Raw genomic sequence first — 11792 nt, 5'->3', positions numbered from 1 at the left:
AACCTTACCAGATCCGTTTTCCGGTTCCGGCCCCCTGTCGGAGCGGGGTTTCGCTTTCCGGTCCGGCCCTTCCGGGCTTTCCCTTTCGGCGTTTCCGACTCTATCAGATCCGTTTTCCGTTTCCGTCCCGGTCGCTGACCGTTCCGAACTCGAGAAATTGTTCCGAAGTTTCGGTTCGCACCTTTCGGCGCGACCACCAGTAAACATCATCCGTCGGGATGCTCTGACCGCGGGGCGGTCGATTCACCTGACGCTCTTCCGCACGCAGCAGAAGAGACCTCGAATGGAGGTCGATGGTTCTTTGGTGGGGTTGTGCCGCCTCCGGCGGGTGTCTGTGACACCGGGCCCTTCATCAGCGGCTCGGACTACGTTACGCCGTGGGAAACGGCGCGTCAAGAACCGGGGCGGGTACGGCTGCGGCGGCGCGGCACGTGGGCCCGGTAGGGGCTGACGCTGCGCTCCCCGTCGATCCAGAACCGCCAGGGGTGGTCGGCGCCGGCACCTCCCACACCGGTCCGCGGACCGTGGCGCACCTCCTCCTCGGCGGGCCGGGTGCCGTGGAGGACGGTGAGGGGGGAGCCGGTGCCTGCGCAGAGGTCGGTCCCGTCCAGGGAGCGGTCCACGTCCAGCGCGGTGGCGAGCCGGGCCGGGCCCTTGGCGATCTCGTGTGCGCCCTTCGCCTTCGGGCGCCGCGAGAGGGCCAGCTCCTCCCCGGCGAGGACCTCGCCGGCGCGCAGCAGCACACCGCTCGCCTTGCCCTCAGGTCCGCAGACCAGGTTCAGGCTGAACCACATGCCGTAGATGAAGTAGACGTAGGCGTGCCCCGGCGGCCCGAACATGGAGGCGTTGCGCGCAGTACGGCCCCGGTACGCGTGGGAGCCCGGGTCGGCCTCGCCGTCGTAGGCCTCGACCTCGGTGATGCGCAGTTCGATGACGCCCGCCGGAGAAGTGCGGACGAGGGTGCGGCCCAGTAGGTCGGGGGCCACCTCGAGCACGGGGCGGTCGAAGAAGGTGCGCTGCAGGGGGAAGCGGTCCGATGGGATGATCACGCGGTCCGAGCGTACCGGAGGCGGCTCGGAAGCCCCCGGCGAGCGGAAGACCGGGCGCGAGGCCGAGCCGGCCCGCGTCAGCCGGTCGGCAGGTCACGCGGGGGTGACGGTGTGGAACCGTGCGCGGACGCCCTGCGTTGGCAGACGGCAGAGGCACCGGCCTCCACGACCGAGCAGGCGACAGACGGGGGCGCGCGCCGCGCGGCCCACGGGAGGAAGCACATGGGTTTCAAGAAGTTCCTGGCCAGCCTGGGAGCGGGGGGCGCGTCCGTGGAGACCGTCCTGTTCGAGGAGAACTGCGTCCCGGGCGGCGTGATCCAGGGCGAGGTGCGCATCCAGGGCGGCTCGGTGGAGCAGGAGATCCAGGGTGTCTCGGTCGGTCTGGAGGCCCGCGTCGAGGTCGAGGGCTCCGAGGAGGAGTACAAGAAGAACGTCCAGTTCACCAAGGTCCAGGTCGGCGGCGGCTACCTGATCCAGCCGGGGGCGGCGCACTCGCTGCCGTTCGGGATCGAGGTGCCCTGGGAGACGCCGGTCACCAACTTCCTGGGGCACCGGCTGACCGGCATGCACTTGGGGGTGGCCACCGAGCTGGCGATCGCCCGGGCCGTGGACTCCAGCGACCTCGACCCGGTCAACGTCCACCCGCTGCCGGCCCAGCAGGCCGTCCTGGACGCCTTCGGCCGGCTCGGCTTCCGCTTCAAGTCCGCCGACCTGGAGCAGGGTCACATCCACGGGACGCGGCAGCAGCTCCCCTTCTACCAGGAGATCGAGTTCCACGCCCCGCAGCAGTACCGGGGGCTGAACCAGGTCGAGCTGTCGTTCGTCGCCGACGACCGCGAGATGGACGTGGTGCTGGAGATGGACAAGAAGGGCGGCCTCTTCACCGAGGGTTCGGACTCCTTCCGGTCGTTCACGATGGACCTCGCCCACTTCGAGGAGACCGACTGGGCCGGGTACCTGCACCAGTGGCTCTCCGAGGTCGGGAGCCGCAGGAACTGGTTCTAGTCTGAGCGGGTAGGCGTCCGGCGACGTCACGCGAGGACGCACGAGAACAGGAGGTGCTGGAGTGACCGAGAAGAAGCGGCCGCCGCTTCCCCACGACTTCCATCCGCCGGTGGCCGGGTTCACCGTGGTGAGCGACGACCTCGCCGCCGACGGCGGGGCGCTGCCGCAGGCCCAGGTCGCGGCGGACGGCAACACCTCGCCCCAGCTGCGGTGGGAGGGTGCCCCGGAGGGGACCAGGAGCTACGCCGTCACCTGCTACGACCCTGACGCGCCGACCGGCAGCGGCTTCTGGCACTGGACGGTCTTCGACATCCCCGCGACCGTGACCCAGCTGCCGACCGGCGCCGGCACCGGGGAGATGAAGGGGCTGCCCGAGGGCGCCGTCCACGTGCGCAACGACGGCGGTTCGCTGGACTTCACCGGTGCCGCCCCGCCGCCCGGTGACGGGCCGCACCGGTACGTCTTCACGGTGTACGCGGTCGACCAGGAGAAGCTGGGCGTCGACTCCTCAGCCTCACCGGCCGTCGTCGGCTTCAACCTGCGCTTCCACACCCTCGGGCGGGCGCAGCTCGTCAACGAGTACGAGGTGTCCGCGTAGGGCAGCTCCCCTGCACGGGGGCGGGACGAGGGGCCGGGATCTTCCCGGCCCCTCGCGCGTATGCGCACCCCCGGACGCCGGATCGGGCGCCGGGGGGCCGGCGGGGTGGCGAGGGCTCTGTGTCCGCGGGAAATTGCGTTGCCGCGGCCTGCGGGCCGACCGCACAGTGGAGCAGCTCCGTCACAGGGCGGAGCGGCCCCTGGAGGTGTGGAAGGTGCGCCAGACGCTGGTTCTCAACGCGAGCTACGAGCCGCTGTCGACGGTGACGCTGCGGCGTGCGGTCGTGCTGGTCATGCAGGACAAGGCCGTGGTGGAGTCGGCGCACACCGGGCTGCGGCTGCGCGCCGCCTCCCTGGAGATGCCCGTGCCGGCGGTGATCAGACTCAGCCGGTACGTGCGGATGCCCTTCCGAAGACAGGTGCCGTGGACGCGGCGGGGCGTACTGGCGCGGGACGGGCACCGGTGCGCCTACTGCGGCGGCCGCGCCACCACCGTGGACCACGTCGTGCCCAGGTCGCGCGGTGGCGGCGACACCTGGCTGAACACGGTCGCCGCGTGCGCGCCGGACAACCACCGCAAGGCGGACCGCACCCCGGAGCAGGCCGGCATGCGGCTGCTGCGCCGTCCCTTCGAGCCCACGCCGGCCGACGCGATGCTGGCGACGCTGGGGATGCCGCGCAGTGGTGGCGCCCGGGGCGAGCGGGCCGCGGCGGCGGTGCCTGCCTGAGACGGTCCGGTCGGTGGTCCCACGGGGGTGGGCCACCGACCGGACACGGGCCGGCGTCGCCCGCCTCGTGGTGTGGGCGGGCGACGCCTTCGGCCGGGTCAGCGGATGAGGAGTTGGGCGAGGGCGACGCACCCGACGACGACGACCGTGACGCGCAGGGCGGTGGGCGAGAGGCGTCGTCCCAGGCGGGCGCCGATCTGGCCGCCGATCACGGAACCCGCCGCGATGAGGCCGACGGCAGGCCAGTCGAAGTGGGCGACGAAGAGGAAGAAGATCGCCGCCACGCCGTTGACGACGAGTGCCAGCACGTTCTTGACGGCGTTGAGGCGTTGCAGCTCCTCGTCGAGCAGAAGCCCCATGAGGGAGAGGTACAGCACGCCCTGAGCGGCTCCGAAGTAGCCGCCGTAGGCACTGGCGAGGGCCAGGCCCACCAGGAGCCCGGGACCGCCCTCCGGGTGCCGCACGCCCTCGGGCCGGCGGGCGCGCACGGCGGCGGAGAGCCGCGGCCCCACGGCGACGAGCAGCACCGCGAGCCCGACCAGGACGGGGACGATCGCGTCGAAGGCCGAGGACGGCAGGGCGAGGAGGGCGATGGCGCCGGCCAGGCCCCCGACGGCCGCCGCGGCGCCGAAGCGCACCAGGCGGCGGCGCTGGCCGCGCAGCTCGCGCCGGTAGCCGAGCGCCCCGCTGAGCGAACCCGGCACCAGGCCGAGGGAGTTGGAGACGTTCGCGGTGAGTGGTGGCAGCCCCACCCCGAGCAGCACGGGGAAGGTGATGAGGCTGCCGGAGCCCACGACGGTGTTGATGCCGCCCGCCCCGACACCCGCGGCGAAGACGGCGAGCGCTTCCCAGATCGTCACGGCTGTGGTCCCTGTGCCCGGTCGGTGGCCGTCGCCCGGGTCGGGTACGGCGGCCGTGGAAGATCATGCAACAGGGGGGAAAGGGGCGCGTCAACCCCGGGCCGGACGGGCGGGCCTCACTCGATGGGCGGCTGCTGGCGCGGGGGCGGCGGGCCCTTCGGCACGCCCGCGTCCGGCTTGAAGCTGTTCATCGCACCGCCCAGACCCTTCAGGGCGTCGCCGATCTCGCTGGGCACGATCCAGAGTTTGTTGGCGTCCCCCTCCGCGATCTTCGGGAGCATCTGGAGGTACTGGTAGGAGAGGAGCTTCTGGTCCGGGTCGCCGGCGTGGATGGCCTCGAAGACGGTACGGACCGCCTGGGCCTCACCCTCGGCCTTCAGCGCGGCGGCCTTCGCCTCACCTTCGGCGCGCAGGATCGCGGACTGCTTCTGGCCCTCCGCGGTGAGGATCTCCGACTGCCGGACGCCCTCGGCCTGGAGGATGGCGGCGCGCTTGTCGCGGTCGGCGCGCATCTGCTTCTCCATCGAGTCCTGGATGGAGGTGGGCGGCTCGATGGCCTTGAGCTCGACGCGGTTGACGCGGATGCCCCACTTGCCGGTGGCCTCGTCCAGCACGCCGCGCAGCGCCGCGTTGATCTCCTCGCGGGAGGTGAGGGTCCGCTCCAGGTCCATGCCGCCGATGATGTTGCGCAGGGTGGTGACGGTCAGCTGCTCGATGGCCTGGATGTAGCTGGCGACCTCGTAGGTCGCGGCCCGGGCGTCGGTGACCTGGTAGTAGATGACGGTGTCGATGTTCACCACCAGGTTGTCCTGGGTGATCACCGGCTGCGGCGGGAAGGGGACGACCTGCTCGCGGAGGTCGACGCGGTTGCGGATCGTGTCGATGAAGGGGACGACGATGTTCAGCCCGGCGCTCAGTGTGCGGGTGTAACGGCCGAAGCGCTCCACGATGGCGGCGCTCGCCTGGGGGATGACCTGGATCGTCCTGATGAGTGCGATGAATACGAGCACCACCAGGACGATCAGGACGATGATGATCGGTGCCACAGCGGCTCCCGCGCCCTTCTCGTTCCTGTCTCCGTCACGGCCCGTCCTGCTCCGCGCGATCCGGCGGGGCGGTGGCGACGTGCCGTTGCTGACTGTCGGTCACCGGTACCGTGTGGCACCGGCGTTGATCGAGTCTTTCAGAAACCGGCCAGGTCGTGCAGGGCGTTGCCGGGACCGGACGGCACGGATCGGGTGGTGGGCGGGGGTCACATCACCACCGCGGTGGCCCCGTCGATCTCGGCGACGTCGACCTTGCTGCCGCGTTCGAAGACCTGGTCGGCGTCGAGTGCGCGGGCCGACCAGACCTCGCCCGCGAGTTTGATGCGTCCGCCGTCACCGTCCACCCGTTCCAGGACGGTGGCGGACCGGCCTCTGAGGGCGTCGGTCCCGGAGGCGAACGCGGGGCTCTGCGGCCGGCGGCGGTTGGTCAGCGGCCGTACGACGGCGACCAGGGCGACCGAGACCAATGCGAAGACGACGACCTGGGCCACCAGGCCGGCGCCCACGGCGGCGGTGACCGCGGCGGCAGCGGCGCCGATCGCGAACATGCCGAATTCCGGCATCGCGGTCACCGCGAGCGGTATGCCCAGTCCTACGGCGGCGACGAGCCACCACACCCAGTCGTCCACGTCCCACATGGTAGGTGCGCAGGCGCTCCCGCGACAGGGCGCACGGCAGGCCACGACCGGTCGTTCCCGGCCAGGCGGCCGGTCCGGGTCCGGCCTGCGGGGCGGGGTCAGCGCAGCGGCAGGCCGCGGGCCGTCCAGCGGTCGTCGTGCTGCTCGACGATGAGCGGCAGCCCGAAGCAGCGGGAGAGGTTGCCGGAGTTCAGCTCCAGTTCGAGCGGGCCCGCGGCGACGACCTTGCCCTGGTTGAGCATCAGGACGTGCGTGAAGCCGGGGGCGATCTCCTCGACGTGGTGGGTGACCATGATCATGGAGGGGGCGTAGGTGTCGCGGGCGAGGCGGCCGAGCCGTCGGACGAGGTCCTCGCGTCCGCCGAGATCGAGCCCGGCGGCGGGCTCGTCCAGGAGCAGCAGTTCGGGGTCGGTCATCATGGCGCGGGCGATCAGGGTCCGCTTGCGCTCGCCCTCGGAGAGGGTGCCGAAGCGGCGGTCGAGGTGCTCGGTCATGCCGAGGCGGTCCAGGAAGGCACGGGCGCGCTGCTCGTCGACGGCCTCGTAGTCCTCCTGCCAGGTGGCGGTCATGCCGTAGGCGGCGGTGAGGACGGTCTCCAGCACGGTCTGGCGGCGCGGCAGCTTCTCGGCCATGGCGATGCCGGCCATGCCGATGCGCGGGCGCAGTTCGAAGACGTCGACCCGGCCGAGGGTCTCGCCGAGGACGGAGACGCTGCCGGTGGTCGGGAAGAGGTAGCTGGAGGCGACGTTGAGCAGGGTGGTCTTGCCGGCGCCGTTGGGGCCGAGGATCGCCCAGCGCTCGCCCTCCTTCACCGACCAGGAGACCTGGTCCACCAGAGCCCGTCCGTCGCGGACCACCGATACGTCCACCAGCTCCAGTACATCGCTCATGAGCGCGTTGTCTCCCCTTGCGTCTTGTGTCCGGTCACGCCTGTGGGCGTTTTCCCCCTGCAAACCTACGCCACCGGGTGTGGGCGCCGGACCTTAGGACTGCTTATCGTCCCCGCCCTCCCCCGGTCGGGGTCCGGCGACGGCCCCGGGCAGGGTTTCCGGGGCCGCGGGCGCCCCTCTCCCGCGGGGTGGCCGGGTGTGGCCTGACGGCTTTTCGGCAGGTCCTGTGCAACGGGCTCCGCGGCCGGGACGGGCGGCGGGAGAGGACTCCTTAGGCTGGGGGCATGCTCGACGAACCTCGATCGGGACGGTTGGCCGCGTGGGGGAACGCCCTCCTGGCCGGACTCGTCTCCCCTGACGACGCAGGTCTGAACATCGTCGGTGACGACGTCACCCACCGGGTCGCGGGACTGCCCGGTGAAGCGGCGCCCGTGGGCCTCACCCTGGCGCTGGGGCGTCTGCGGGCCCTGGGAGCCACGGGGCTGCGGGTCGCCCTGCCGGCCCCCGGCCACCCGCTGGGGCTCAGCGGGCCGCCGGAGTTCAACGCCCGCGCGCTGGAGACCGGTGAGGCGGTCCTGGTGTGCGGCACGTCACTGGGCCTGGTGCCGGAGGTGTTCGAGGCGGGGCCCGCCGGCGACGTGCACGTCGAGGTGGTCTGGCAGTGCCTGGCCGTCCGCGACGCCCCGGCGGCCGACGTCCCCTCGCTGAGCGAGGCCGAACGTGAGCTGGCGGAGGCACTGCGGGAGGCCACCGAGGCGCTCTCCCGGATGGACGTCGCCGGTTCGGGCCCGGTGGCGCAGGCCGCGTTGGAGGCCTACCGGGCGCGGGCCGAGGCGGGCCGGCAGGTGCTGGCACCGGGGTATCCGGCACGCGCGGTGCGGGTCCTGGAGCTGGCTCAGCGGGTGGGGGCGCTGCTGGCCATCGCCTCGGGCGGCGGGGGTGACGGCCGGGAGCACGGCGCCGCGGTGAGCGCCTCCGAGATCGGGGCGCGGGCGGAGGCGTTGCGTCCGGTGGAGCGGACGGCCCGGCGGGCGCAGGTCGCGGCGTACAACGCGTACGTCGAGGAGCGGGAACGCGGGCGGGGCTGAAGCTCCCGGGGCTCTCGCCCGGAACCGGCCCCGCGGTGGGGAGGGGCCGCGGGGCCGTCCGGACACCGCCTGCGCGTGACGGGGCGGTGTCCGCTCGGTGCGCCGTGGTCAGGCGGTGGGGCAGGGCGGCGTGAAGGCGGGGTTGAGCAGGCCGACGACGTCGACGGTGGCGCCGCAGACCTTCACCGGGACGTGGACCGGGGCCTGGACGAGGTTGCCGGAGCCCACACCCGGGGAGCGGACCGCGTTGCCGTGGGCCGCGGACTCGGCGGAGGCACCACCGGCTGCGGCCAGTGCGAGGCCGCCCGCCGCCATGGTGACGGTCAGGGCCCTGTGCAGGTTCTTCACTTCGCTGTTCCTCCTCGCGACTGCCGCGACGTTCGCCGCGACACGCACGGAGAACGTCGTATGAGCAGCCCGGGATACGCCCGAGTGGGGGAGGTCCACGCGATGGGGTGAAGATCGCACCGCGGGCCCGGGCGGGGGCCCTCCCTGTGCGCAGGGCCGTGGTGCGGCTGCCGCTCAGTCGCCCGCGCCGTTGCGCACCGCCCACAGGGCCGCCTGGGTGCGGTCGGCCAGGTCCAGCTTCATGAGGATGTTGGAGACGTGGGTCTTGACCGTCTTCTCCGAGAGGACCAGGGCCCGGGCGATCTCCCGGTTGGAGCGCCCTTCCGCGACGAGGGCGAGCACCTCGCGCTCCCGCTCGGTGAGCGAGGGACCGCGTCCCTGCCCGCTCGGGCCGTCCTCCTGGGAGAGCAGTGCCGCGGCCACGTCCTGGGCCAGGAGCACGTGGCCGGCGTGGACGGAGCGGATGGCGTCGCCGAGGGCGTCGGGGTCGACGTCCTTGTGGAGGTAGCCGGCGGCGCCGGCCCGCAGCGCCGGGACGACGGTGCGCCGTTCAGTGAAGCTGGTGACGACGATCACGCGGGCGGGGTTGGCCAGTTCGCGCATCCGGCGCAGGGCCTCGACCCCGTCCATCCCCGGCATGCGCACGTCCATGAGGACCACGTCGGGGCGGAGGCGCTCGGCGGCGGCCACGCCGCTCTCGCCGTCCGCGGCCTCCCCCACCACCTCGATGTCGTCCTGGACCTCCAGGAAGGTGCGCAGCCCGCGGCGGACCACCTGGTGGTCGTCGACGAGCAGCACCCTGACGGCCGGGCGGGGCCCGGCGGCGGGCGCACCGCCGGTGTCCGGGTCCTGGTGCGCACGGTCGGGATGCCTGGCCTGTCCGCCGGTTCCCTCGCCCACGTCTCCTCCGTCCCCGCGCCGTCCGGGCGCGTGTGTCCGTCCCGGCACGGTCTCCTCAGCCACCGGGGACCTCCATCTCCACGGTGGTGCCGGAGCCCGGTGCCGAGGCGACCGTGAGCCGTCCCCCGACACCGGCGGCCCGGTCCTGCATGGAGCGCAGGCCCAGGCGCCGGCCCGATCGGCGCTCCGCGGCGGGCACGAAGCCCCGCCCGTCGTCGGCGACCCGCAGGAGCGCACCGCGTCCGTGCCGCACGAGCGTGACGTCCACCTGCTCGGCGTGGGAGTGGCGCAGCGCGTTGTGCAGGGCCTCCTGCGCCACGCGCAGCAGCGCCTCCTCCTGGGCGGCCGGCAGTGCCCGCACACCGCGGGCGGTGAAGGTGACGCGGGCACTGTGGGCCCGGTCGAGCACCTGGGCCTGCGAACGCAGGGTGGCCACCAGGCCGTCCTCGTCCAGTGCCGCGGGGCGCAGCTCGACCACCGCCGCCCGCAGCTCGGCCGCGGCCTCGGCGGCCAGGCCCGTCACCCGGTGCAGTTCCTCCTTGGCCCGGCCGGGGTCGCGGTCGACGAGGGCGGTGGCGGCCTGGGCGGTCAGCCGCAGGGAGAAGAGCTTCTGGGAGACCGCGTCGTGCAGTTCGTGGGCGAGACGGCTGCGCTCCTCGGCGATGGTCAGTTCCCGGCTGCGCTCGTGGAGGCGGGCGTTGGTGAGGGCGATGGCGGCGTGCTGGGCGAGGATGCGCAGCACGCGCTCGTCGTCGGCGGTGAAGCGGCAGTCGCCCGCCGGGGCGTCGCAGCGCTTGTTGGCGAGGAAGAGGGCGCCGATGACCTCCTCGCCGTCGGCGATGGGCAGGCCGAGGAAGTCGGAGAGTTCGGGGTGGGCCTCGGGCCAGCCGCCGAAGCGGGGGTCGGTGCGGACGTCGGCCAGTCGCTGCGGGGTGGCCTCGTGCAGCATCGCCGCGAGGATGCCGTGCTGGCGGGGCAGCGGGCCGATGGCCTTCCACTGCTCCTCGCTGACGCCGTCCACCACGAACTGGGCGAAGCCGCCGTGGTCGTCGGGGACGCCGAGCGCCGCGTACTCGGCGTCGAGCACCTGCCGGGCCGAGGCGACGATGGTCCGCAGGACGTCCCGTACCTGGAGGGGCCGGCTCATCGCGAGGATGGCACTGCTGACCGCCGAGAGCCCCGCGTCCTGCTCGGCACTCGCTTGCCTGTTCATGGGGCCAACCTAGACGAGCGCGGTGGGGGCCGGATCGGTCGCTCGGCGGCCCGGGGTCGGCCGGTGGTCCCGGGCCTGCGGTCCCGGGTCTGCGGGGCGGGGCGTGGCGTGCGGGGCGCGGGGGGATCGCCGTGCCGTCTCCGGGCCGGGTGTTCACCGGGGGCGCGCGTCGGAAAGGCGCGACGGCGGGCCGGGAAAAGCGGTGGAGGTACCCCTTCCCGGGGTCCGCTTTTCCCTTGCTCCGCCCGCCACGGTTCCCGGACGGTGCAGCGCTCCGCGGGTGGCAGTATTCCGGGGCGGCGGCGAATACCGGCCCTTTGCTGCCCGCCGGACGGATTCTCCGGACGCCCGGTGGGGGTACGGTCACGGAGCGGCGGGACGGGCCGGCGGCCGTGTGAGCCCAGGCACAGGAGCCAGGTCACTTACGAAGGGCCGTAGTGGGGGTGACGGCCCCGCTGTGAGCTGGCTTTTCCTGCGCTGCACGGAAATCGGCCGCCCGCTTTTCCACTAACGGACTTCGTACGTCACATCATTGCTCCGCAATTTTCCGGCCGCTAACAATGACCTCCGTCGCTCGGCGCCGTGGATCAGGAACTCGGCGCTTCTCCTTGCGCCGATACGGCCACGCGACGCAGCTGATTGGAAGGTCAAGCCCGTCATGCCCAAGATGCCCACCTCTGCCGACTTCGGCCGCGCCCAGACGGCGGTTGCCGACCGGTACAAGCGTCTCAACCGCACGCAGAAGCTCTCGGCTGCCGGTGTCACGGTGGCCGGTGTCGCCGCGCTCGTCGCGGTGGCGGTCCCCGGGGCGGGCGCCGCACAGACCGACACCCACCAGGCGACGGCGCGCAGCGCGGAGCACGTCCGCACGGTGGCGGCGTTCAGCTCGCTGCACGACACGGCCCAGGCCCAGCAGACCACCGTCGTCAAGCAGGCCGACGCCTCCGCCGCGAAGGCGAAGGCCGAGGCGGACGCCGCCAAGGCGAAGGCGGACGCGGCGAAGAAGGCCGCGGAGTCCCGCTCCTCCTCGCAGGCCGCCAGCCGCTCCTCGGACCGTCCGGCGGTCAAGCCCGCCAAGCCGGCGAAGAAGACCTACCCGAACAACCTCGACGGCTGGATCAGGGAGTCCCTGGACATCCTGCACGCCAAGGGCATCCCGGCGTCCTACGAGGGCATCCACCGCAACATCATCCGCGAGTCCAGCGGCAAGGTGATGGCGATCAACAACTGGGACATCAACGCCCAGAACGGCGTGCCCTCCAAGGGCCTGCTCCAGGTGATCCAGCCGACGTTCAACCGGTACCACGTGCCGGGCACGTCCTGGAACATCTACGACCCGGTCGCCAACATCACCGCGGCCTGCAACTACGCCGCGGACCGGTACGGCTCGATGGACAACGTCAACTCGGCGTACTGACCAGCCCCGGAGC

General features: G+C 72.7%; 13 protein-coding genes. 5 read left to right on the top strand and 8 right to left on the bottom strand.

Annotation, left to right across the window (positions count from 1 at the left end):
- Positions 1 to 392: 392 nt before the first annotated feature.
- Entirely contained in the window at positions 393 to 1049 is a 657-nt protein-coding gene (locus ACFV3R_RS28885) for a DNA-3-methyladenine glycosylase (RefSeq protein ID WP_385589251.1), read from the bottom strand.
- A gap of 222 nt (positions 1050 to 1271) precedes the next feature.
- Here ACFV3R_RS28885 and ACFV3R_RS28880 point away from each other — a divergent pair, with 222 nt between their 5' ends.
- From ACFV3R_RS28880 to ACFV3R_RS28870, 3 genes are all read left to right on the top strand, one after another.
- A complete protein-coding gene (locus tag ACFV3R_RS28880) occupies positions 1272 to 2054 on the top strand; it encodes a sporulation protein (protein ID WP_385589249.1) in 783 nt (260 codons plus the stop codon).
- Positions 2055 to 2115: 61 nt separating this feature from the next.
- Positions 2116 to 2652: a YbhB/YbcL family Raf kinase inhibitor-like protein gene (locus ACFV3R_RS28875; protein WP_385589247.1), complete on the top strand. Its 537-nt coding sequence runs from the start codon at positions 2116 to 2118 to the stop codon at positions 2650 to 2652.
- Positions 2653 to 2866: 214 nt separating this feature from the next.
- Positions 2867 to 3379 (top strand): HNH endonuclease, encoded by a 513-nt coding sequence (locus ACFV3R_RS28870; protein ID WP_385589245.1) that lies wholly within the window; start codon positions 2867 to 2869, stop codon positions 3377 to 3379.
- 98 nt (positions 3380 to 3477) lie between these two features.
- On the opposite strand, the gene ACFV3R_RS28865 is transcribed toward ACFV3R_RS28870, so the two are convergent.
- From ACFV3R_RS28865 to ACFV3R_RS28850, 4 genes are all read right to left on the bottom strand, one after another.
- The gene (locus ACFV3R_RS28865) at positions 3478 to 4239 is read right to left on the bottom strand and encodes a sulfite exporter TauE/SafE family protein (RefSeq protein WP_385589243.1); all 762 of its coding nucleotides are present in this window, start codon (positions 4237 to 4239) and stop codon (positions 3478 to 3480) included.
- 116 nt (positions 4240 to 4355) lie between these two features.
- Positions 4356 to 5285, bottom strand: a complete 930-nt coding sequence (locus ACFV3R_RS28860; protein WP_385589241.1) for an SPFH domain-containing protein — start codon at positions 5283 to 5285, stop codon at positions 4356 to 4358.
- A 206-nt stretch (positions 5286 to 5491) separates the two neighbouring features.
- Positions 5492 to 5923 carry an NfeD family protein gene (locus ACFV3R_RS28855; RefSeq protein WP_385589239.1) on the bottom strand — a complete coding sequence of 144 codons (432 nt, stop codon included), beginning with the start codon at positions 5921 to 5923 and terminating at the stop codon, positions 5492 to 5494.
- A gap of 98 nt (positions 5924 to 6021) precedes the next feature.
- Positions 6022 to 6813 (bottom strand): ABC transporter ATP-binding protein, encoded by a 792-nt coding sequence (locus tag ACFV3R_RS28850; RefSeq protein ID WP_385589237.1) that lies wholly within the window; start codon positions 6811 to 6813, stop codon positions 6022 to 6024.
- Positions 6814 to 7097: 284 nt separating this feature from the next.
- On the opposite strand from ACFV3R_RS28850, the gene ACFV3R_RS28845 reads away from it, so the two are divergent.
- Complete coding sequence (locus ACFV3R_RS28845) at positions 7098 to 7901, top strand: hypothetical protein (protein ID WP_385589235.1); 804 nt, start codon at positions 7098 to 7100, stop codon at positions 7899 to 7901.
- Positions 7902 to 8009: 108 nt separating this feature from the next.
- On the opposite strand, the gene ACFV3R_RS28840 is transcribed toward ACFV3R_RS28845, so the two are convergent.
- From ACFV3R_RS28840 to ACFV3R_RS28830, 3 genes are all read right to left on the bottom strand, one after another.
- Complete coding sequence (locus ACFV3R_RS28840) at positions 8010 to 8249, bottom strand: chaplin (RefSeq protein WP_385589233.1); 240 nt, start codon at positions 8247 to 8249, stop codon at positions 8010 to 8012.
- A gap of 174 nt (positions 8250 to 8423) precedes the next feature.
- A complete protein-coding gene (locus ACFV3R_RS28835) occupies positions 8424 to 9047 on the bottom strand; it encodes a response regulator (protein WP_385589265.1) in 624 nt (207 codons plus the stop codon).
- A 157-nt stretch (positions 9048 to 9204) separates the two neighbouring features.
- The gene (locus tag ACFV3R_RS28830; RefSeq protein WP_385589231.1) at positions 9205 to 10362 is read right to left on the bottom strand and encodes a GAF domain-containing sensor histidine kinase; all 1158 of its coding nucleotides are present in this window, start codon (positions 10360 to 10362) and stop codon (positions 9205 to 9207) included.
- Positions 10363 to 11029: 667 nt separating this feature from the next.
- Between ACFV3R_RS28830 and ACFV3R_RS28825 the strand changes: the two genes are divergently transcribed.
- Positions 11030 to 11779: a transglycosylase SLT domain-containing protein gene (locus ACFV3R_RS28825; RefSeq protein WP_385589263.1), complete on the top strand. Its 750-nt coding sequence runs from the start codon at positions 11030 to 11032 to the stop codon at positions 11777 to 11779.
- The last annotated feature ends 13 nt before the right edge of the window (positions 11780 to 11792 follow it).

The sequence above is a fragment of the Streptomyces sp. NPDC059740 genome (assembly GCF_042733155.1).
Lineage (GTDB): Bacteria > Actinomycetota > Actinomycetes > Streptomycetales > Streptomycetaceae > Streptomyces.
This window is presented reverse-complemented; position numbering and strand designations above follow the sequence as displayed.